Here is a 21,473-nt window from a genome sequence, read left to right as displayed (position 1 = left end):
GATTGTGATGGTGTTTTTTGCATTTAAACGCGGCCGTATTTATCGGCAAGCCGCACGATGTCGTCTTCGCCCAGGTAGTCGCCTACCTGAACTTCAATCAGCACCAGTTCCTCTTCGCTCGTGTTGGTGAGGCGGTGCGTTTCTTTGAGAGGGATGTAGCGGTATTCGCCAGGGCCGGTGGGGTATTCCACCTCACCAATTTGCACCACGCCCTGGCCGCGCACCACGGTCCAGTGTTCGGCCCGGTGGTGGTGGTATTGCAGGCTGAGGCTTTGGCCGGGGCGCACGGTGATGCGTTTGACCTTGTAGCCGCTTTCCTCTTTCAGCGTTGTGTAGGTGCCCCACGGCCGATTGACCGATGAAGGGAGCATGGTGCTTTGGTATTGCGCGCTGTCAATGTGCCGCTGCTTGAGGGCGTCCACGACTTTTTTTACGTCTTGTGCGCAGGACTTGTGGGCAACCAGAAGGGCGTCTGGGGTGTGAACAATCACCACGTTGCTGATGCCAATGGTGGCGACCACGCGTTTGTGCCCGTGGCTGTCGATGTGCACATGGGTGTTGGTGGTGTCCACATCGATCCAGTCAATGTGTTCGTTGCTGGCCATGGTGTTGCCGTTGCTGTCTGCCGTGTGGGCGGCAGCCACGGCGGGCCAGGCACCTACATCGCTCCAGCCAAATTTGGCAGGCACCAAGGTGACGTTGTTGGCGCGCTCCATTACGGCGTAGTCAATGCTGATGTCGGGCTGCAGGCCAAAGGCATGGGCATCGAATCGGGTGATGCCTTTTGTGGCGCCCTGGCCGGCCTCGGTTTTGCAGCTGGCCATGGCTTTTTTTGCCGCTTCATGCACTTGCGGCGCTTGTTGGGTCAGAGCGTCGAGCAGGGTGCCTGCTGTGAAGCAGAACATGCCGCTGTTCCAGTAATAGCGACCCGTGGCCAAGTACTCTTGGGCGGTAATCTGGTTGGGCTTTTCAACAAACTTCAATACCGGCTGTGGTTCGCCGCCCACCTTGGGCACTTCTATGTAGCCAAAGCCTGTTTCAGGCCCCGTGGGCTGTATGCCAAACACCACCAGCTGGCCTTGCTGGGCATGGCGGGTGGCTTCCAGGGCGTTGGCCACAAAGGCTGAGGTGTCTGGAATCAGATGGTCGGCGGCCAGCACCAGCATGACGGCGTCGCGCCCATGCTGTTGGGCTACAGCCAAAGCGGCTAACGCAATGGCTGGCGCGGTGTTGCGGCCTTTGGGCTCAAGCAGATAGCTGACACTGGGCGGACTGCCCATTTCAGCCACCAGATTTTGGGTTAGAAAAAGGTGGTCTTGGTTGGTGACGATGAGCACATCGTCCGTGCCACAGGCTTGGCCCCTGGCAATAGCTTGCTCTAGCAGGGCACTGCCACCCAGCTTCATAAATGGTTTGGGGTAGGCTTGGCGTGAAGCTGGCCACAGGCGCGTGCCAGCCCCGCCAGACAACACAACGGAAATCAACTTCATTCTTGCTCCCTGAGGGTTTTTTGTATTTCTTCGAGGCCGTTTCTCAGCAAGTGCAGGGCTTTCTCTGCACTTTCGGCCTCGGTATAGCAGCGCAGTTCAGGCGCGTTGCCTGATGGCCGAAGGTGGATTATTGCGTCATCGGACAGCGTGATTCGAAGGCCATCGGTTTGGTCTATGTTGCTCGGGTTGTTGCCTGTGAATGCTACAAAACGTTTTAGCGCCTGTGGGTTTTGAGCCAGTTGCGCTATCAGTCGCTGACTCTTCGCCGCCGTTACGTTTTGAATGCGATCAGACTGGGTAAAGCGTGCTGGGAGCATGGCTGCAAGATCTGACAACGCGCTGTCTTTCTGCTTGCTCATGCACAACACCGCCAATATGGGCAAGGTGCTGTCGCGTGTGGGCAGGGGTTGCATGCCGTTTTGTTGGGTCTGTAGCAGGAAACCACCGTTGGCTTCAAAGCCCGCCACGCGGGTGTGGCCCGCTTGCTCAAGCGCTTGCATGGCCTCAATCACATAGGGTGAGCCAATGCGTGTGCGGTGGGTGTGCCGAAACTGCACAGACTTTTCGAGCGCTGTATTGGAACTGACAGGAGTGACCACCGTGTGCACACCCAGCCACAGTGCCGTGAGTGTGCCTAATACGTCGCCACGCATGAAGCGGCCCTGTTCGTCACACACCCACGGGCGGTCGCCATCCCCATCGGTAGAAACGACAGCATCTAGCCGGTGCTGTGCGCACCATTGGGCGGCCATGGCTTCGTCGTTTGTTGAAACCGCTTCGGTGTCAATAGGCACAAACGCGTCACTGCGTCCCAAAGTAACCACCGTTGCCCCGAAATGAGTCAGCAATTGCACGAGGATGTCGCGGCCTACAGCGCTGTGCTGGTACACGCCCACACGCATACCCTGAAGCGTTTGCGCAGGTAACAACTGGGTGTACCTTTTTACATAGTCGGTCAGTGCTGCACTGTCGGCTGCTTGCGCCTTGACTTGAGCAACACCTTGGTTCAAAAGAGCAGAAAAGGTGTCTTGCGGGCTGAATACAGGCAGTGGCAGCTGCGCCATGGCAGCTTCGTCTGCCTTGAGAATTTCACCCTGTGCCGTGTAAAACTTGATGCCGTTTCGATCAAAAGGAATATGACTGCCGGTCACCATGATGCCGGGGCACCCGGTTTGTAATGCACGCAAGGCGAGAGCAGGCGTAGGTACGCAGCCTGCCCAGTCGCATTCCAGTCCTTCCTGGAGCAATCCAGCGCATACCGCAGCGGCAATGGCCGGGCTGCTGGGGCGCAAGTCCCAGCCCACCACGCAGTGGGTGGTGCCCGGCTTCATTTGACCGGTTTGCCGCAAATGCTGAATGAACACGCGCACATAGCTGGCCACCACATGCGCTGACAGGTCGGTGACCAAAGCCCGCACACCACTGGTGCCAAAGCCAACTGTCGGAGCCAATTCATTTAGAAACATCTTTAACAATTCACGCAAAAATCTCGGCTTGGTTTAGGGCCAGTCCGGCCTGGTCTTTCTCCGATAAATTGGGCACCAAGCCTGCAGGCCACTCAATGCCAATAGCCGGGTCATTCCAGACAATGCAGCGCTCATGCGCAGGTGCGTAGTAATCGGTGGTCTTGTACAAAAAGTCGGCTGACTCACTCAACACCAAAAACCCATGTGCGAAGCCTGCAGGCACCCACAGTTGTTTGTGGTTGTCTTCGCTCAGCTCCACGCCCACCCACTGTCCAAAAGTGGGTGAGCTTCTGCGTATGTCCACCGCCACGTCAAACACCGCCCCGCGCACCACGCGCACCAGCTTGCCTTGGGGCTGTTGCAGTTGGTAGTGCAGGCCGCGCAGCACGCCCTGAGCGCTGCGGCTGTGGTTGTCTTGCACAAAATCCACGGCCAGGCCGGTGGCTTGGGCGAAGTTTTGGGCGTTGAAGGATTCAAAGAAAAAGCCACGGCTGTCGCCGAACACTTTGGGTTCCAGTATCAAGACGTCAGGAATGGCGGTGGGGGTAGCGGTGTAGGGCATGGGTGCGTTCAAGGAGCGATGGAGTGCGGTGCAAGCTGGGGTGCGATGACTGAAAAGCTACCGCAGAAGCCAGGGACGTTATTTCAGCAAACCCAGCAGGTATTGCCCGTAGGCATTTTTGGCAAGTGGCTGCGCCAGCTTTTGCAGTGCTTCGGCGCCGATCCATTGCTGGTGAAACGCAATTTCTTCGGGGCAAGCCACCATGAGGCCTTGGCGTTTTTGCAGTGTGGCAATGAAGCCAGCGGCCTCCAGCAGGCTGTCGTGGGTGCCGGTGTCTAGCCAGGCGTAGCCGCGGCCCATGATCTCGACGTTGAGCTGGCCGAGCTCCAGGTAGCGTTTGTTGATGTCGGTAATTTCCAGTTCGCCTCGGTGCGACGGTTGGATGTCGGCGGCAATGCTGCACACCTGCTGGTCGTAAAAATACAGACCCGTCACGGCGTAGTTGCTTTTGGGCGCCTTGGGCTTTTCTTCAATGCCCAGCGCGCGTTGCTGGCCGTCAAAGTTGACCACGCCGTAGCGCTCGGGGTCGTGCACATGGTAGGCAAACACGCTGGCGCCGGCGGTGCGGTGGTTGGCGTTGTCCAGCAGCTTCACCAGGTCGTGGCCATAAAAAATGTTATCGCCCAGCACCAGCGCGCTGGGGTCGTTGCCCACAAAGTCTTTGCCAATGATGAAGGCTTGGGCCAGCCCGTCTGGGCTGGGCTGCACGGCGTACTGAATGTTCATGCCCCACTGGCTTCCGTCGCCCAGCAGTTCATTAAACCGGGGCGTGTCTTGGGGTGTGCTGATGAGCAACACATCTTTGATGCCGGCCAGCATGAGCGTGGTCAGCGGGTAATAGACCATGGGCTTGTCGTACACCGGCATGAGCTGCTTGCTCACCGCCTGGGTCACGGGGTAGAGCCGGGTGCCCGAGCCGCCAGCGAGGATGATGCCTTTGCGTTGTGTCATGGGTTTTCCAACGTGGGTCAGAGGATTTCGGTCAGCATGCGGCGCACGCCGATTTGCCAGTGGGGCAGCACCAGGCCAAAGGTCTGGCGCAGGCGGGCAGTGTTCAGCCGCGAGTTGAGCGGGCGCTGCGCGGGTGTGGGAAAGGCGCTGGTGGGGACCGGCGCCACGTCTTGGGCCTTGTTCGGTAGCTCGGGCTTCAGCACGCGCGCGGTGTCCAGCACAAAGCGGGCGTAGCCGTGCCAGCTGGTAACGCCTGCGGCGGCCAGGTGGTACACACCGCTGTGTCGGGGCTCCTGGTTGGTTTGCCGGACGGCGTGGGCGCTCACGTCGGCGATCAGGTCGGCGCCGGTGGGGGCGCCAAACTGGTCGTCAATCACGGTCAGGCGTTCGCGCTCGGCGGCCAGGCGCAGCATGGTTTTGGCAAAGTTGCCACCGCGCGCGGCGTACACCCAGCTGGTGCGAAAGATCAGGTGGCGGCAGCCGCTGGCTTGTATGGCGCGCTCGCCTTCGAGCTTGGTCGTGCCGTAAACGCTCAGCGGGCCGGTGGGCGCGTCTTCTGCCCAGGGCGCGGTGCCGCCGCCGTCAAATACATAGTCGGTGCTGTAGTGCACCAGCAGCGCGCCGGCAGCCTGCGCCGCATCGGCCAGCGCTGCGGGCGCTTCGGCGTTCAGGCGCCGGGCCAGCTCGGGCTCGCTCTGCGCTTTGTCCACGGCAGTGTGGGCGGCCGCGTTCACGATCACATCAGGGCGCAGCGCCTGCACGGTCTGGCGCAGGCCGTCCAAGTCTTGCAAATCGCCGCACAGTCCGCGCTCCACATCGCCTGCGCGGTCCAGCGCCACCAGTTCACCCAAGGGTGCCAGGCTGCGTTGCAATTCCCAGCCCACTTGGCCGTTCTTGCCAAGCAGAAGGATCTTCATACCGTGCTGCCGCTGTACTGCTTGCCCACCCATTCGCGGTAGGCACCGCTTTGCACATGGGCCACCCAATCGGGGTTGTCCAGGTACCACTGCACGGTCTTGCGGATGCCGCTCTCGAACGTCTCGGCAGGTTTCCAGCCCAGCTCGGCTTCCAGCTTGCGTGCGTCAATGGCGTAGCGCCGGTCGTGGCCCGGGCGGTCGGTCACATAGCTGATCTGGCTGGCGTAGGGCTGGCCGTCGCCACGCGGGCGCAGTTCGTCGAGCAGCGCGCACACGGTGTTGACGATCTCAATATTGGGCTTCTCGTTCCAGCCACCCACGTTGTACACCTCACCCAGGCGTCCGGCTTCCAGCACGCGGCGAATGGCGCTGCAGTGGTCTTTCACATACAGCCAGTCGCGCACTTGCATGCCATCGCCATACACCGGCAGGGGCTTGCCGGCCAGGGCGTTGACGATCATCAGCGGGATGAGCTTTTCGGGGAAGTGATAAGGCCCGTAGTTGTTGCTGCAATTGGTGGTGAGCACCGGCAGGCCGTAGGTGTGGTGGTAGGCGCGCACCAGATGGTCGCTGGCGGCCTTGCTGGCCGAGTACGGGCTGTTGGGCTCGTAGCGGTGGGTTTCAGAAAACGCCGGGTCGTTTTTGCCCAGGCTGCCATACACCTCGTCGGTCGACACATGCAGCAAGCGAAACGCCTCGCGCTCAGCACCCTGCAAGCCGCCCCAGTAAGCGCGCACCGCTTCCAGCAAGTGAAACGTGCCCACGATGTTGGTCTGGATGAAGTCTTCCGGGCCATGAATGGATCGGTCCACATGGCTCTCGGCCGCAAAGTTGACCACGGCGCGCGGGCGGTGCTCAGCCAGTAGGCGGGCCACCAGGGCAGCGTCGCCAATGTCGCCTTGCACGAACACATGGCGCGAATCGCCTTGCAGGCTGGCCAGGGTTTCCAGGTTGCCCGCGTAGGTGAGTTTGTCGAGGTTGACGACGGGCTCATTGTGTTGAGCGAGCCAGTCGAGGACGAAATTGGCGCCGATGAAGCCGGCGCCGCCAGTAACTAAAAGCATGTGAGTCTCCCCGGGGCCATATTTTTCAGGCCCATTGGCGAGCCCGTGCTTTGAATGCGGAACATTGTATATCTATAGATGTTAAAATGATAAATAGAAATCTATTATCTTCGTTGGTAATTTTTTTAAAAATATCGAATTAGGCGATAAGTTGTTTTTTTGTTAAGCCGCCACAAGCCGGCGATACGACCCGCCAGACGGAAAATGGGTGGCGCGGGGGAAACAGCAAGCGCAGGGGAATCAAAAGCAATGCACTGGCCAACACCCCCACCGCAGGTGGTTGGCGACCATTTGGCCATGGTGTTTCTGCGAACACAACACGTGGGACGGTGCGCGGTGAAAGCCACGCAGATACCCCGAGCGCCACCGAAACCTGCCACCGCCGACCCCCGCGCAACGTGTAATGCCCTAGGAGCCGGCGCAGCAGAAGCGCATTGGCTGCAACAGATGGAGAAGAGTCCCATTTCGCCCCTGTTTTTTTGGCTGTGGCAGCGGCCACCGTCCTCAAAAGCAGGGTCCCATGGGGCTCTTTTCCCCACCCGTTTCGCTCTGATGCCTTCTGCCGCTCAGGCGCCTGGGGTGAGGTTGGCTGACACGATGGCTTTTGCGCCGGGGGCAGACAATTCCTCGCGAATGCCGATGGCGAACCACGCTTCACAAACTGACGGTTTGCGGGGCTTTGTACCGCAGCCCAGGTCCAGGTGAAGTCGCATACAGGGGCTCAATGCCCATGCCCAACCGTCTCGCCCGCCTTCAGCCGGTACACCGTGCCGCAATACGGGCAGCGGGCTTCACCGGTTTTGGCAACGTCCAGGTACACCTTGGGGTGGGTGTTCCACAGCTTCATGTCGGCCAGCGGGCTGGGGCAGAACACCCCGCCGTGGGCGTTGAGGTCTTTGGCGGTCAGTTCAATGGCGGCGTTGCTCATGGTGGGCCTTAAACCTGCGTGAGCCAATGGGCGTATTGGGGGTTGCGGCCGCCGACGATGTCGAAGAACGCGCTCTGGATTTTTTCGGTGATGGGGCCGCGGCTGCCTTCGCCCAGTTCGATGCGGTCGAGTTCGCGGATGGGCGTCACTTCAGCGGCGGTGCCGGTGAAGAAGGCTTCGTCGGCGATGTAGACCTCGTCGCGGGTGATGCGCTTTTGCACGATCTCCAGGCCAAGGTCTTTGGCGATGTGGAATACGGTGTTGCGGGTGATGCCGTTGAGCGCGCCGGCCGACAGGTCGGGCGTGTAGATCACGCCGTTTTTGATGACGAAGATGTTTTCGCCAGCGCCTTCGCTCACGAAGCCCGAGGTGTCCAGCAACAGGGCTTCGTCGTAGCCCTCGTCGGTCACTTCCATGTTGGCCAAGATGCTGTTGGTGTAATTGCTCACCGCCTTGGCCTGCGTCATGGTGATGTTGACGTGGTGGCGGGTGTAGCTGCTGGTCTTCACGCGAATGCCGCGCTTCAAGCCTTCGTCGCCCAGGTACGCGCCCCACAACCAGGCCGCCACCATCAGATGGATGGTGTTGCCTTTGGGGGACACGCCGAGCTTTTTGTCGCCGATCCAGGTCAGGGGACGGATATAGGCGCTTTCCAGCTTGTTTTCACGCACCACGGCTTTTTGAGCTTCGTTCACTTCTTCTTTGGTGAAGGGCAGCTTCATGCGCAGAATCTTGGCGCTGTTGAACAGGCGTTCGGTGTGCTCTTCCAGGCGAAAAATGGCGGTGCCGCCGTCGGCCGTTTTGTACGCCCGCACGCCCTCAAAGGCGCCGCAGCCGTAGTGCAGGGTGTGGGTCAGGACGTGGATCTTGGCGTCGCGCCAATCGACCATCTGGCCGTCCATCCAGATCTTGCCGTCGCGGTCTGACATTGAGGGAATGGGTGACATTTGCATTGCCTTTAGTGGGTTGAGGTTTGAATTTTACGTGCCGGCCGGCGGGTCTTCGGGGTTGGCCAGATGCAGCGCAAAAGTGTCCAGACGGCCGTGCTGAAAGGTGCAGGTCACGGCATGGCCTTGTTCGTCGCGCCATTCGAGTACCTCAGGCTCGTGCCCGGGTGCGGACAGCCGCTGCCCCAGGCTCAGCGTGTGGCGCACCACGTCAACCAGTGGTTGCCCCCGTTTCAGCTGCCGGTGCAGCCGCCGCGCGTCTTGCACATGGCCCATGGGCCGGGTGGCGGCGGTGCGCAGCAGGCGCATGAGCTTGGTGAAATGCAGCAAGACCCAGAAAGCGATCATCAGCACCGCCAGCAACAGGCCTTGCGGGCCGTAGCTGCGCCACGCGGCGTAGGCGATGGCTGCGGCCAGCGCGGGGAAGATCAGTGCGCGCAAGCGGTGGGGCAGTTGGGGCATGTTCACAAGCTCCTGGCCAGTTCCATGGCCTCTTCAATACGTTCCACGCCGTGCACGGTCAGCCCCTCAAAGGCCTTGTCGTTCTTTTTGGGCATGTTGGCTTTGGGCACCACGGCCACGCTGAAGCCGAGTTTGGCGGCTTCTTTCAGCCGCTCCTGGCCGCGCGGTGCCGGGCGCACCTCGCCGGCCAGGCCCACCTCGCCAAAAGCCAGAAAGCCCTTGGGCAACGGCTTGCCACGCAGGCTTGAAGTGATCGCTAACATCACCGCCAAGTCAGCTGCCGGCTCGGTGATGCGCACGCCGCCCACGGCGTTCACAAATACGTCCTGGTCCATGCAGGCAACACCCGCATGGCGGTGCAACACCGCCAGCAGCATGGCCAGGCGGTCGCGGTCCAGGCCCACGCTCAGGCGCCGGGGGCTGGGGCCGCCGGTGTCCACCAGCGCCTGTATTTCCACCAGCATGGGCCGCGTGCCTTCCAGCGTCACCATCACGCAGCTGCCGGGCACGGGTTCTGAATGTTGCGAGAGAAAGATCGCGCTGGGGTTGCTCACGCCCTTCAGGCCCTTTTCGGTCATGGCAAACACGCCGATTTCGTTCACCGCGCCAAAGCGGTTTTTGATGGCGCGAATGAGTCGGAAGCTGCTGTGTGTGTCGCCCTCGAAATACAGCACCGTGTCCACCATGTGTTCCAGCACACGAGGGCCAGCCAATGCACCTTCTTTGGTGACGTGGCCCACCAGCACGATGGCGGTGCCGCTGGCCTTGGCCGCGCGCGTCAGGTGCGCCGCGCATTCGCGCACCTGCGCCACCGAGCCGGGCGCGCTGGTGAGCTGTTCGGAATACACGGTCTGGATTGAGTCGATCACAGCCACCGAGGGGCGGTGCGCGTCCAGCGTGGCGAGTATTTTTTCCAGCTGAATTTCAGCCAACACGTTGACCCGTGAGCCGTCCAGCCCGAGCCGCCGTGCGCGCAGCGCCACCTGGGCGCCGCTTTCTTCACCGGTGACGTAGAGCGTGCCCCCACGCTGCCCCGCTGCGCGAGGTCCGCTGCCCCCCGAGGGGGCTTTCGCGCCTTGGGGCGGCCCGGCGTCGCTCAAGGTGCCCCCGCGCTGCCCCGCGTTGCCTGGCGCAGCTTCCCAGCGCCGCTGCAGCGCGTCCAGCGCCTGCAGCAGCAGGGTTGACTTGCCGATGCCTGGATCGCCGCCGATCAGCACCACGCCACCTTCGACAATGCCGCCGCCGAGCACGCGGTCCAGTTCGTCGTGGCCGGTGGGGGTGCGTTCCACATCGCTGGCCTCAATGTCGGCCAGCGCGGTCACCGCCGCGGTTTTGGCCAGCGAGGCAAAGCGGTTCTTCGCCGGGGCCGACGACTCGGCCACCGATTCGATGAGCGTGTTCCAGGCGTTGCAGTGCGGGCATTTGCCCAGCCACTTGGGGCTGCTGCCGCCGCATTCGTTGCAGGTGTATTGGGTTTTTTCTTTGGCCATGTGGCTGGCAATATAGTCGAGTCCCGCCGTGCGCAGTCCGCTACTTTGAGACCCCCCTTGTCAACCAGTCCCGATTCTTTTTTCCCCACCTTGGCGCAGGCGCTGCGCGTGCTGGCGCCGGGCGACGTGCCCGCCTCCAACGCCGCGCGGGCGTTCAACCTGCAACTGGCCCGCATTGACAAGCTCAAGACCCAGCTCGACGACCTGGACACCTTGGGTCAGACACACCGGGTAGAACTGCACCGCTGGGTGGCGCCTCTGCAGCAGCGCCAGCGCCAGCGCATGCGCGACATGGCCTTGTGGCTGGCCGAATGCCTGCAGGTCAAAACCCTGAGCCGGCTGCAACACGACACCGCCAACGACGCGCTGTGCCGCCTGGCACAGACGCTGGCCGCGGAGGGCGACAAAGCCATGGCCGCGCTGCACGATCAACACAGCCGCCACACGCTGGCGCAGAAAAAGCAGGCCGCTGCCGACGCCTTGCGCGCCAAGCTGGAAGCGGTGTTGGGCGAACCCCTGGCCGACACCGACCCGGACGCACCGGTAGAAGAACTGTTGCGCGCTGGCATGGCGCGCTGGCGCGAGGCACAAGACGCCGCGCAAGCGCGCCGCCGCGACAAGAAAAATGCCCGCAAAGCCCGCCAAAAACCGGGTGCCGAGCAGGAACAGGCGCAGGCCCAGCAGGCCGATGCCGATACCCAGTTGCGCACGCTCTTTCGCCAGTTGGTCAGCGCCTTGCACCCCGACCGCGAACCCGACGCGCAAGAGCGCTTGCGCAAAACCGTGCTCATGAGCGAAGCGAACGCCGCCTATGGCCGCAAAGACCTGGTGACGCTGATGCAGATCCAGCTGCGCGCCGAGCTGGCCGACCCGGCGGCCGTGTCGCGCCTGGCCGACGACAAGCTGGCCGCGCTCACCTTGTTGCTCAAGCAGCAGGTGGCCGAGCTGGAGCGCGAACGCGCGGCCCGCCAGCAGCGCCTGGCCGCCGAGTTTGACCTGCCGCCCGGCACCGTGACCAACCCGAACACGCTCAAGCAAAGCTTGCTGGCGCAGGTGGACGCGCTGGAGCAGGCTGTGGCGCAGCTGGAGCATGACCTGGAGCAGATGCAGGAGCCCGCCGGGCTCAAGCGATGGCTGAATGCGCAGCGCAGCGCGCCAAGCAGCGAGCGCGCCAATCGCGACCCTGACGACTATTGCTGACCCGGTATCTCCGGGGTTTTACGTTGCCGGGTGGCCGTAGTGCCGTACCACCTCGGCAATGTCCACCGAGTAGCTGGCGTACCAGCGCTCGCGGCCCAGGCGCTGCGCGGCCAGGTGGTCTGTGTGCTGTTTCCAGGCGCGGATGCTGGCTTCGTCGGGCCAATACGACACCGCAATTTCCTGGTCGCCTTCGGTGGTGGCGGTGAAGTCCAGGCAGCCAAATTGCGTCAGCGCCAGCTCGCGCATGTGTGCGGCCATGGCGCTGTAGTCGGCGTCGAGCGCGCGGGCTTTGGCGCGAAAGATCACAACGAACTTGGATGCATGCGCTGGGCCGCCTCCAGCTTGAATCGGTTCCGCCTCGGGGGGCAGCGATCCGCGCGAGCGGTGGCGCGCGGGGGCCATGGATTCGAATGCTTGAGCGAGTTGGTGGGTGATCTCGGCCGCTGGCAACGACCGGCAGTTGCGGGCGTTTTGCCCGGCCCACAGCGGTGAAAAGTCGCCACGGCCCAGCGCTTCAAAGTGCGCGCGCAGCGGTGCCATGGCGGCGGTGGCCAGTGGGAAGGCGGGCGCGGCCAGGCTCATGGGGCCGAGTTCGCGCATGGCGCGGTTGAAGATGCCGCGCGCTGGCCGGCCGGTGAACACGTTGGTGAGCGCCGTGTGGCGCGCTGCCTCGCTTTGCAGTGCGGCGCGGTGCAGTGCGGTGGTGGTGGCCTCATGGCTGCACAGGTAGGCGGTGCCCACCTGCACGCCAGCGGCGCCCAGCGCCACGGCAGCGGCCACGCCTGCCGCGTCGGCGATGCCGCCCGCCGCGATCACCGGCACGGTCACCGCTGCCACGATCTGCGGCAACAGCGCGAGGGTGCCCATCTGCACGCTCAGGTCTTGCGACAAAAAGTGCCCCCGGTGACCGCCCGCTTCCAGTCCCTGCGCAATCACCGCGTCTGCACCGTGCGCCTCCAGCCATCGCGCCTCGTCCACCGTGGTGGCGCTGGACAGCACCACGCTGCCCCAGGCTTTCACGCGGGCCAGCAAGTCGGGCGCGGGCAGGCCAAAGTGGAAGCTCACCACCGGCGGGCGAAAGGGCTCGATCACGTCGGCCACCGCGTGGCTGAACGGCACGCGGCCGGCGCCAACGGGCACCGCCGAAATGTCCAGCCCGGCTTCGGCATAAAAGGGCGCCAGCACGTCGCGCCAACGCGCCTCGTGGGCGGCGTCGGGCACCGGTAGCTGGTGGCAAAAGAAGTTGATGTTCCAGGGCCGCGACGTGCCGGCGCACAGGGCGCCCAGCTCGCGTTGCAGCGCGTCCGGCGTGAGCATGGCGCCCGGCAGCGAGCCCAAGCCGCCAGCGTTGCTCACCGCGATGGCCAGGGCTGCGCCTTGCACGCCCGCCATCGGGGCCTGGATCAAGGGAAATTCGGTGTGCAGCAAGTTTGTCAAGGTTTTCATGCGCGGATTGTCGGTGCACCGGACGCTGGTGGCCAGCGTTCCGCACCGGTCGCCAAACGGTTCCGGGTAAACCCGAAAACGGGGTGTTGAATAAACATTTAACATGTTAAGTAAATGAGCACCGAAACCCCTTTTGTCCACCGCAACCTGCCGCGCCTGCTGCTCGAAGCGCGCGAGGCCGTGATGCAGCACACCCGGCCCAGCCTGCGCGAGCACGGCTTGTCAGACCAGCAGTGGCGGGTGCTGCGCGTGCTGGGTGAACACGCCCGCGAACCTGGCGGCGTGGAGACCGGCCGTGTCGCCCGCGAGGCATTGTTGCTGGGCCCCAGTCTTACCGGTGTGCTCACCCGCATGGAGCGTGATGGCCTGATCACCCGCGCCCGATGCCCGCAGGACGCTCGCCGCACGGTGGTGCGCGCCACGCCCGCTGGCTTGAAGCTGGTGCGCACGCTGTCGCTGACCATCGAGGCGCACTACGCGTGGATGGAAGAGCGCCTGGGAAAGGCGCAGCTGGCGCAGCTGTATGCGCTGCTGGACCAGGTGATTGCACTGGAAGCGCCCCTGGGTGAAGACGCAATTGAGAACCAAGGCGAGGACGCAACCGAATGAACATTCTTTACATGCCCACCGGCACGGTGTACGGCACCCTGCTGAACTTTCAGCGCGAGCACGCGCTGTGGGCGCCGCGCATGAGCGAAGCGCCCTACCTGGCGCCACCACGGGCGCCGGTGCTTTACATCAAGACCGCCAACACCTTCACGCCAGCGGGCCACGCCATAGCGCTGCCTCGCGGTGTGGCCGAGGTGGACGTGAGTGCCACGCTGGGCCTGGTGGCGGGCGAGGGCGGTGCCATCGCTGGCGGTGTGTTGTTCAACGACGTGTCCATTCCCCACGAGAGCTATTACCGGCCGCCGGTGAAGTCTCGTTGCGTAGACGGTTTTCTGGGTGTGGGCCGAGAAGTGTTGCCCTTCGAAAACTTCGGAGGTCTTGAGGGGCTCAAGCGATTGACGCTGGAGCTGCGGGTGCACGGCGTGCTCGCGCAAACCGTGGCGCTGGCCGACCTGGTGCGCGACGCGGCCACGCTGTGGGCCGACGTGAACGCTTTTCAGACGATGCGCCCTGGCGATGTGTTGATGCTCGGCACCGACTGCCTGGCCGACGGCAGCCGCCCGCGCGCCAGGGCGGGGGACGCGGTGGAGATCACGGCTGCCGGCTTCAAGCCCTTGACCCACCATTTCGTGCAGGAGGCCACATGAAAAGAGCCCGCATCGCCTGGGCCGGCGCTGTCCACGAGGCCATCGAAGCCGAGGGTCAACTCGAACTGCTCACGCCCGCCTTCAAGGGCCGCCGGGTCGGTGTGCACGAAGTGATCTGGCTGCCGCCGCTGGCCCCGATCAGCAGGCCGCGCACCGTGCTCGCGCTCGGCTTGAATTATGCCGACCACGCCAAGGAACTCGCGTTCAAAGCGCCCGAAGAACCACTCGCCTTTGTGAAAGGCGAGGCGTCGCTCATCGGCCACCGCGCCTTCACCGTGCGGCCCGACGGCGTGAACTTCATGCACTACGAATGCGAGCTGGCCGTGGTGATAGGCCGTGCAGCGAAGCGCGTAAAGAAAGCCGACGCACTGCGGCACGTAGCCGGCTACACCGTGGCGAACGATTACGCGATTCGCGACTACCTGGAGAACTGGTACCGCCCCAATCTGAAGGTGAAAAACCGCGACACCTGCACGCCCATTGGCCCCTGGCTGGTGGACGCGGCCGATGTGGCCGACCCGATGAATCTGGCACTGCAGACGACCGTGAATGGCAGGGTCACTCAGCAAGGCAACACGAAAGACATGATCTTCGACGTGCCCACGCTGATTGAATACTTCAGCAGTTTCATGACGCTGATGCCTGGCGACCTGATCCTCACCGGCACGCCCGACGGCGTGGTGGATTGCCAGCCGGGCGACGTGATCGTCACGTCCATCGAACACATCGGTGAACTCACCAACACCATCACATCCGAAAGCCGCGCATGAACCGCATTCACCACCTCATCAACGGCAAAACCGTTCCCGGTACCGACTACTTCGAAACCATCAACCCGGCCACGCAGGGTGTGTTGGCCGAAGTGGCTTCGGGTACCGAAGTGGAAGTGAACGCCGCCGTGCAGGCCGCCAAAGACGCGTTCCCGGCATGGGCCGGTTTGCCAGCCCCTGAGCGCGCCAAAAAGATCCGCGCGCTGGGCGAGCTGATCGCGAAACACGTGCCCGACATCGCCCAGACCGAAACCAACGACACCGGCCAGACCATTGCGCAAACCGGCAAGCAGCTGATCCCGCGCGCGGCCGACAACTTCACCTACTTCGCCGAGATGTGCACCCGCGTGGACGGCCACACCTACCCCACGCCCACGCACCTGAACTACACGCTGTTCCACCCGGTGGGTGTGTGCGCGCTGATCTCGCCCTGGAACGTCCCCTTCATGACCGCCACCTGGAAGGTGGCTCCCGCGCTGGCGTTTGGCAACACGGCGGTGTTGAAGATGAGCGAACTCAGCCCGCTGACCGCCGCGCGCCTGGGCGAGCTGGCGCTGGAAGCCGGCATCCCGGCCGGTGTACTGAACGTGGTGCACGGTTTCGGCAGGGAAGCCGGCGAGCCGCTGTGCGCGCACCCCGACGTGCGGGCGATTTCATTCACGGGCTCCACAGCCACCGGCAACCGCATCGTCAAAGCGGCTGGACTCAAAAAGTTCAGCATGGAGCTGGGCGGCAAGAGCCCGTTTGTGGTCTTCGACGACGCCGATCTGGACCGCGCGCTGGACGCGGCGCTGTTCATGATCTTCAGCAACAACGGTGAGCGTTGTACCGCCGGTTCGCGCATCCTGGTTCAGCAGAGCATCTACGCAGACTTCGCCGCCAAGTTCGCGGAGCGCGCCAAGCGCATCGTGGTGGGCGATCCGCTGGACGAGCGCACCACCATCGGCCCGATGATTTCGCAAGCCCACTTGGCGAAGGTGCGCAGCTACATCGAGCTGGGGCCGAAAGAGGGTGCGACGCTCTTGTGTGGCGGCCTTGACCGACCTTCGTATGCCGCCGAACTGCCAGCGCATGTGCAGGCGGGTAACTTCGTCTGGCCCACCGTGTTCGCCGACGTGGACAACCGCATGCGCATCGCGCAGGAAGAGATCTTCGGTCCCGTGGCCTGCCTGATTCCGTTCAAGGACGAAGCGCACGCGATCGAGCTGGCGAACGACATCGCCTACGGCTTGTCGAGCTACGTGTGGACTGAGAACATCGGCAAGGCACACCGCGTGGCCGCTGCGGTGGACGCGGGCATGTGTTTCGTGAACTCGCAAAACGTGCGGGATCTGCGCCAGCCGTTCGGGGGCACCAAGGCCTCGGGTACGGGGCGCGAGGGCGGGACCTGGAGTTACGAGGTGTTCCTGGAGCCCAAGAACGTTGCTGTCTCTATGGGTTCTCATCACATTCCGCACTGGGGCGTGTGACGTGCTCTCCTCCCTTTCGCGCATCAGTCTGGGCGGGCTCGGCGGGTCCGGGTACCCGGACACGCCGAGCCAGACGTGATGCTGGCACTCAACGGCTTGAGCGCCGATTCGCCGCCTTCCACCAAACACATCGGCCGCACAACGGCAATTCTTTGGAGATAGCAGTCATGGGCAAAGTAGCACTGGTCGGCAAGACCACCCACGTCCCCTCGATGTACCTCAGCGAGCTTGACGGCCCGCGCAAAGGCACCCGTCAGGACGCGATCGACGGCCACAAGGAAATCGCGCGCCGCTGCAAAGAGCTGGGCGTCGACACCATCGTCGTCTTCGACACCCACTGGCTCGTCAACGCCAGCTACCACCTCAACTGCGCGCCCTACTTCGAAGGCACCTACACCAGCAACGAGCTGCCCCACTTCATCAGCAACCTGCCGTTTGCTTTTCCCGGCAACCCCGCGCTGGGCCAGTTGCTGGCCCAGGTGTGCAACGAGCACGGTGTGGAAACCCTGGCCCACCACGCCACCACCCTCGGCCCCGAATACGGCACGCTCGTGCCCATGCGCTACATGAACGCCGACCAGCACTTCAAGGCCATTTCGGTCTCTGCGTTGTGCACGGTGCACTACCTCAACGACAGCGCCCGCCTGGGCTGGGCCATGCGCCGCGCGGTGGAAGACCACTACGACGGCACCGTCGCCTTCCTCGCCAGCGGGTCGCTCAGCCACCGTTTCGCGCAGAACGGCCTGGCGCCCGAGTTCGCCTTCAAGGTCTGGAGCCCTTTCCTTGAAACGCTGGACCACCGCGTGGTGCAGATGTGGGAAAACGGCGAATGGGCCGACTTCTGCGGCATGCTGCCCGAGTACGCCAGCAAAGGCCACGGTGAAGGCTTCATGCACGACACCGCCATGATGCTCGGCGTGCTGGGCTGGAGCGAATACGCCGGCAAGGCCGAGGTCATCACACCGTACTTTGGCGCCAGCGGCACCGGCCAGATCAACGCCGTGTTTCCCGTCACGCCCGTGACCGGCAAAGCCATTCCCAATGCGCAGGCCTCGGCGGCCGATGGCTTCAGCCTGGTCAGCACAAGACTCTGAACCGCAAGGCCGCCATGCCCCATCTCGTCATCCTTTACACCCCCAACCTCGACAAGCCTGCGGCCGAAGGCGGCGTCGACATGGGCGGCCTGTGCCGCGCACTCTGCGATGCCATGCTCGCCGTGCGCGACGAGCAGGACAAGCAGGTCTTCCCCACCGGCGGCACGCGCGTGCTGGCCTACCCGGCGGCGCACAGCGCCGTGTCCGACGGCGGCGCGGCCGGCATCGCGGCGGGCCTGGGCGGCGACTACGCCTTTGTCTATATGAACGTGCGCATGGCCCAAGGCCGCAGCGCGGTGGTGCACCAGCGCGTGGGCGACGCGCTCAACGCCTGCGTGAAAGCGCGCTTCGCCGAACAACTGGCGAAGCGCCCCATCGGCATCACCGTGCAGGTGGACGAAGGCCATGAGGTCTTCGACGCAAAAAACAGTTCGCTGCACCCGCTCTTTCCGAAGCCATAAAACCATGTTCGACAACACCCTCATCCAGCAACTCGCCGCCGAGCTGCAGCAGTCCCAGCACAGCCGCACGCCCGTCGAGCATTTCTCCAAACGCCACCCTGGCATGACCGTCGAAGACGGCTACCGCATCGGCCGCGCCTGGGTCGATCTGCAGAAGGCGCAAGGGCGCCAGGTGATCGGCCACAAGATCGGTCTCACCAGCCGTGCCATGCAGATCAGCAGCCAGATCGACGAGCCCGACTACGGCACCCTGCTCGACGACATGCTTTACGTCGCCAAGGCCGGCGAGGTGCTGGAGATTCCGGTGAACAACTTCATCGCCCCGCGCGTCGAGGTCGAGCTGGCCTTCGTGCTCAAGGCGCCGCTGGCTGGGCCGAACGTGACGGTGGAAGACGTGCTCGCCGCCACCGACTACATCACCCCCGCCATCGAGATCATCGACGCGCGCATCGAGCAGTTCGACCGCCACACCAAGGTGATGCGCAAGGTCTACGACACCATCAGCGACAACGCGGCCAACGCCGGCATCGTGATCGGCGCGGGCCAGCCGGCTTTCCGTGCCGACCCACGCAGCACCAACCGCCCCTGGTGCGGCGCCATCCTGCGCCAGAACGGCGCCGTCGAAGAAACCGGCCTGGCCGCCGGCGTGCAGGGCGACCCGGCCATCGGCATCGCCTGGCTGGCCAACAAACTCGCGCCCTGGGGCGAGACGCTGCAGGCGGGCGAGATCGTGCTCGCCGGCAGTTTCACGCGGCCCGTGGCAGCGAAAGCGGGCGACTTGTTTGAGGCCGACTACGGCCCGCTCGGTTGCCTGGCGTTTCGATTTGTCTGAACCGCAGGAGCAAAACCATGCAAACACCCAACAACCCCTTCAAACAGGCGCTGGCCGAGCGTCGCCAGCAGATCGGCCTGTGGCTCGGCTTGGCCCATGCCTACAGCGCCGAAATTTGCGCCGGCGCCGGCTTCGACTGGCTGTTGATCGACGGCGAACATGCACCCAACGGGCTGCAAGACGTGCTGGCGCAGGCGCAGGCCATTGCGGCCTATCCCGGTTCACACGCCATCGCCCGGGTGCCCGTCGGTGACACGGCGCTCATCAAGCAGTACCTCGACCTTGGCCTGCAGACCCTGTTGGTGCCCATGGTGGACACGCCCGAGCAGGCCGCTCAGTTGGTGCGTGCCTGCCGTTACCCGCAGGACGATGGCCTGGGTGGCGTGCGCGGCATGGCGGGAGCCCGTGCGTCGCGCTGGGGCCGCTACCCGAACTATGCAAAGGAAGCCAATGCGCAGGTCTGCCTGCTGGTGCAGGTCGAAACCCGCGAGTCGCTGCAACACCTGGACGCCATCGCCGCCACGCCGGGAGTCGACGGGGTATTCATCGGGCCGGCTGACTTGTCCGCATCCCTTGGCCATGTGGGCAACCCCGGCCATCCCGAGGTGCAGGCAGCCATCGAGGACGCCATTCGCCGCATCCTGCGCGCCGGCAAGGCGCCCGGCATTCTCTCCACCGATGAAGCCCAGGCCAAGCACTACCTGGCCTTGGGCGCGGTGTTTGTGGCGGTGGGCCTGGACACGCAGATACTGGCGCGCCAAACCAGCGCGCTGGCGGCCCGATTCAAGGTGGGCGCCTCCACCGATCTGCCCAAGGGCAGCGTGTATTGACCCTTGATCTTCAGCGAAGGAACGCTCCCATGAACGCCATCTTGCCCGCCGATACCTGTGCGGCCACACCGCCAGGCATGCACCCCGACGAATGGGCCGCCCGCGTAGAGCTGGCCGCCTGCTACCGCGTGTTCTCCCATCTGGGCTGGACCGAGATGATCTACAACCACATCACGTTGCGCTTGCCTGATAGCGTTGCGGGCGATGAAAAGCAGTTCCTGATCAACCCGTTCGGGTTGCACTACAGCGAAGTCACCGCACGCAACCTGGTCAAGATCAACTTGCAAGGCGAGGTGCTGGACGCGTCCGCGCACCGTGTGAACCCGGCTGGCTTCGTGGTGCACGCCACCCTCCACGGCGGCATCGAGGGCGCGCATTGCGTCATGCACACCCACACCACCGCCGGCGTGGCCGTGGCCTGCCTCAAAGAGGGGCTGCAGCAGACCAACTTTTACAGCGCGCAGCTGCACGGCATGGTGGCCTACCACGACTTCGAGGGCATCACCATCCACGCCGAAGAAGGGCCGCGTGTGCTGCAAAGCATTGGCCGCAAACCAGCGGTGATTCTGCGCAACCACGGCCTGCTGGCCTGGGGCGCCACGCTGGCGCAAACTTTCGCGATTTTGTGGACCCTGCAACGCGCTTGCGAAATCCAGTTGGCCACCTTCAGCATGGGCGGTTCGCAAGCCGCCATTCCTGTGCCAGAGGCCATTGCAGAAAAATGCACCCGCGACGCGCTGCAGTTCAACCCCCACCACGGCGCGGGCCAGGACGTATTCAACGCCCTGGTGCGACAGGTGGACCGTCTTGACGATTCCTACAAACATTGAAGCCATGAACGATCCGATATTTCAACGTGTCACCATCATCGGCGCGGGCGCCATTGGCGGCTGGCTGGGTGCGCTGTTGGCGCAAGCCGGTTGCACCGTCAGCGCGGTTGCACGCGGCGAAACGCTGGCGGCCTTGCAGCGCGACGGTTTGCGTCTGCGCAGCGGAGATACCGAGCAACGCGCGCCCGTGCAGGCTGTGGCCGACGCGGCGGCGCTGGGCCCGCAAGACCTGGTGATCGTGGCCGTGAAAGCGCCGGCCCTGGCCAGCGTGGCGCCACTGGTTGCGCCTTTGCTGGCGCCGCACACGGTGGTGTTGACGGCCATGAATGGCGTACCCTGGTGGTTCTTTGATGGCTTCGGCGGTGCATTGGCAGGCACGCGGTTGCAGACCATCGACCCCCATGGCGCCATGCCTCTCGCAATTCCCACCGCTCATGTGGTGGGCTGCGTGGTGCACGCGAGCTGTTCGGTGGACGCGCCGGGCACCATTCGCCACCACTTTGGCAATGGCCTCATTGTGGGTGAGCCCGCCGGTGGTGAAAGCCCGCGCGTGCAGACGCTGGCGGCGCTGCTGCAGCGCGCGGGGCTCAACGCCACGGTGTCGCGCCAGATTCAAAAAGACATTTGGTACAAGCTCTGGGGCAACATGACGGTGAACCCGGTGAGCGCGCTCACCGGCGCCACCACCGACCGCATTCTGGGCGACGAACTGGTGCGCGGTTTCATCAGCGCGGTGATGCTGGAGGCCAAGGCGATTGGCGAGCGCATCGGCATCCCCATTGACCAACAGCCCTCAGACCGCCATGCCGTCACGCTCAAGCTCGGCGCGTTCAAAACCTCCATGTTGCAGGATCTGGAGGCCCGCAAACCGGTGGAGCTGGATGCGCTGGTGAGTGTGGTGCGCGAACTCGGGCAGCTCACCGGTGTGCCCACGCCATTCACCGATGCGCTGTTGGGGCTGAGTCGCCTGCAGGCGCAGACGCTGGGCCTGTACCCGGGATGAGTGGC

General features: G+C 63.8%; 21 protein-coding genes and 1 pseudogene. 11 read left to right on the top strand and 11 right to left on the bottom strand.

The genetic code is table 11. From position 1 onward, the window contains the following. Positions 1 to 23: 23 nt before the first annotated feature. The 10 genes from ACTG4K_RS00485 to radA all read right to left on the bottom strand — a co-directional run bounded on the left by ACTG4K_RS00485 (position 24) and on the right by radA (position 10,277). Positions 24 to 1,490, bottom strand: a complete 1,467-nt coding sequence (locus tag ACTG4K_RS00485; RefSeq protein ID WP_439112234.1) for a mannose-1-phosphate guanylyltransferase/mannose-6-phosphate isomerase — start codon at positions 1,488 to 1,490, stop codon at positions 24 to 26. Continuing rightward, complete coding sequence (locus ACTG4K_RS00480; protein WP_439112233.1) at positions 1,487 to 2,941, bottom strand: phosphomannomutase; 1,455 nt, start codon at positions 2,939 to 2,941, stop codon at positions 1,487 to 1,489. Before ACTG4K_RS00480 ends, ACTG4K_RS00485 begins: the two co-directional genes overlap by 4 nt. 25 nt (positions 2,942 to 2,966) lie before the next feature. Further along, positions 2,967 to 3,518, bottom strand: a complete 552-nt coding sequence (rfbC, locus tag ACTG4K_RS00475) for a dTDP-4-dehydrorhamnose 3,5-epimerase (protein ID WP_439112644.1) — start codon at positions 3,516 to 3,518, stop codon at positions 2,967 to 2,969. 78 nt (positions 3,519 to 3,596) lie between these two features. Beyond that, entirely contained in the window at positions 3,597 to 4,469 is an 873-nt protein-coding gene (gene rfbA / locus ACTG4K_RS00470) for a glucose-1-phosphate thymidylyltransferase RfbA (RefSeq protein WP_439112232.1), read from the bottom strand. A 17-nt stretch (positions 4,470 to 4,486) separates the two neighbouring features. Further along, positions 4,487 to 5,386 (bottom strand): dTDP-4-dehydrorhamnose reductase, encoded by a 900-nt coding sequence (gene rfbD, locus ACTG4K_RS00465; RefSeq protein ID WP_439112231.1) that lies wholly within the window; start codon positions 5,384 to 5,386, stop codon positions 4,487 to 4,489. After that, on the bottom strand, positions 5,383 to 6,450 hold the full coding sequence (gene rfbB / locus ACTG4K_RS00460; RefSeq protein WP_439112230.1) for a dTDP-glucose 4,6-dehydratase: 1,068 nt from the start codon (positions 6,448 to 6,450) through the stop codon (positions 5,383 to 5,385). The genes rfbD and rfbB overlap by 4 nt, the downstream gene beginning before the upstream one ends. A gap of 721 nt (positions 6,451 to 7,171) precedes the next feature. Then, on the bottom strand, positions 7,172 to 7,378 hold the full coding sequence (locus tag ACTG4K_RS00455) for a zinc-finger domain-containing protein (protein WP_305334640.1): 207 nt from the start codon (positions 7,376 to 7,378) through the stop codon (positions 7,172 to 7,174). Positions 7,379 to 7,386: 8 nt separating this feature from the next. After that, positions 7,387 to 8,325 carry a branched-chain amino acid transaminase gene (locus tag ACTG4K_RS00450; RefSeq protein WP_439112229.1) on the bottom strand — a complete coding sequence of 313 codons (939 nt, stop codon included), beginning with the start codon at positions 8,323 to 8,325 and terminating at the stop codon, positions 7,387 to 7,389. Positions 8,326 to 8,358: 33 nt separating this feature from the next. Then, a complete protein-coding gene (locus ACTG4K_RS00445) occupies positions 8,359 to 8,787 on the bottom strand; it encodes a glycerate kinase (RefSeq protein WP_439112228.1) in 429 nt (142 codons plus the stop codon). 2 nt (positions 8,788 to 8,789) lie between these two features. Continuing rightward, complete coding sequence (radA, locus tag ACTG4K_RS00440) at positions 8,790 to 10,277, bottom strand: DNA repair protein RadA (RefSeq protein ID WP_439112227.1); 1,488 nt, start codon at positions 10,275 to 10,277, stop codon at positions 8,790 to 8,792. A gap of 57 nt (positions 10,278 to 10,334) precedes the next feature. Here radA and ACTG4K_RS00435 point away from each other — a divergent pair, with 57 nt between their 5' ends. Beyond that, entirely contained in the window at positions 10,335 to 11,477 is a 1,143-nt protein-coding gene (locus tag ACTG4K_RS00435; RefSeq protein ID WP_439112226.1) for a hypothetical protein, read from the top strand. A 399-nt stretch (positions 11,478 to 11,876) separates the two neighbouring features. On the opposite strand, the pseudogene ACTG4K_RS00430 reads toward ACTG4K_RS00435, so the two are convergent. Continuing rightward, positions 11,877 to 12,923 (bottom strand): annotated as a pseudogene (locus ACTG4K_RS00430) (NAD(P)H-dependent flavin oxidoreductase); the annotation flags it as partial. 114 nt (positions 12,924 to 13,037) lie between these two features. Between ACTG4K_RS00430 and hpaR the strand changes: the two are divergent. The 10 genes from hpaR (at position 13,038) to ACTG4K_RS00380 (ending at position 21,468) form a co-directional block, all read left to right on the top strand. After that, positions 13,038 to 13,532 (top strand): homoprotocatechuate degradation operon regulator HpaR, encoded by a 495-nt coding sequence (hpaR, locus tag ACTG4K_RS00425; RefSeq protein WP_439112225.1) that lies wholly within the window; start codon positions 13,038 to 13,040, stop codon positions 13,530 to 13,532. Beyond that, positions 13,529 to 14,179, top strand: coding sequence for a fumarylacetoacetate hydrolase family protein (locus ACTG4K_RS00420; RefSeq protein ID WP_439112224.1), 651 nt, complete (start codon positions 13,529 to 13,531; stop codon positions 14,177 to 14,179). Before hpaR ends, ACTG4K_RS00420 begins: the two co-directional genes overlap by 4 nt. Then, a complete protein-coding gene (locus tag ACTG4K_RS00415) occupies positions 14,176 to 14,949 on the top strand; it encodes a fumarylacetoacetate hydrolase family protein (protein ID WP_439112223.1) in 774 nt (257 codons plus the stop codon). Before ACTG4K_RS00420 ends, ACTG4K_RS00415 begins: the two co-directional genes overlap by 4 nt. Continuing rightward, positions 14,946 to 16,418, top strand: coding sequence for a 5-carboxymethyl-2-hydroxymuconate semialdehyde dehydrogenase (gene hpaE / locus ACTG4K_RS00410; protein ID WP_439112222.1), 1,473 nt, complete (start codon positions 14,946 to 14,948; stop codon positions 16,416 to 16,418). The genes ACTG4K_RS00415 and hpaE overlap by 4 nt, the downstream gene beginning before the upstream one ends. 167 nt (positions 16,419 to 16,585) lie before the next feature. Continuing rightward, complete coding sequence (gene hpaD / locus ACTG4K_RS00405; RefSeq protein WP_439112221.1) at positions 16,586 to 17,512, top strand: 3,4-dihydroxyphenylacetate 2,3-dioxygenase; 927 nt, start codon at positions 16,586 to 16,588, stop codon at positions 17,510 to 17,512. A 14-nt stretch (positions 17,513 to 17,526) separates the two neighbouring features. Beyond that, on the top strand, positions 17,527 to 17,973 hold the full coding sequence (locus ACTG4K_RS00400) for a 5-carboxymethyl-2-hydroxymuconate isomerase (protein ID WP_439112220.1): 447 nt from the start codon (positions 17,527 to 17,529) through the stop codon (positions 17,971 to 17,973). 4 nt (positions 17,974 to 17,977) lie between these two features. Continuing rightward, positions 17,978 to 18,805 carry a 2-oxo-hept-4-ene-1,7-dioate hydratase gene (gene hpaH, locus ACTG4K_RS00395; protein ID WP_439112219.1) on the top strand — a complete coding sequence of 276 codons (828 nt, stop codon included), beginning with the start codon at positions 17,978 to 17,980 and terminating at the stop codon, positions 18,803 to 18,805. A 17-nt stretch (positions 18,806 to 18,822) separates the two neighbouring features. After that, a complete protein-coding gene (locus ACTG4K_RS00390) occupies positions 18,823 to 19,635 on the top strand; it encodes an aldolase/citrate lyase family protein (protein ID WP_439112218.1) in 813 nt (270 codons plus the stop codon). Between the two features lie 29 nt (positions 19,636 to 19,664). Next, positions 19,665 to 20,465, top strand: a complete 801-nt coding sequence (locus tag ACTG4K_RS00385) for a class II aldolase/adducin family protein (RefSeq protein ID WP_439112217.1) — start codon at positions 19,665 to 19,667, stop codon at positions 20,463 to 20,465. Positions 20,466 to 20,469: 4 nt separating this feature from the next. Then, positions 20,470 to 21,468, top strand: coding sequence for a 2-dehydropantoate 2-reductase (locus tag ACTG4K_RS00380; RefSeq protein ID WP_439112216.1), 999 nt, complete (start codon positions 20,470 to 20,472; stop codon positions 21,466 to 21,468). The last annotated feature ends 5 nt before the right edge of the window (positions 21,469 to 21,473 follow it).

It is taken from the genome of Hydrogenophaga sp. (assembly GCF_965657535.1).
Classification (GTDB): Bacteria; Pseudomonadota; Gammaproteobacteria; order Burkholderiales; family Burkholderiaceae_C; genus Hydrogenophaga.
Note: the sequence above shows the minus strand (reverse complement) of the source record. Positions and strands in the feature narration are given on the sequence as shown.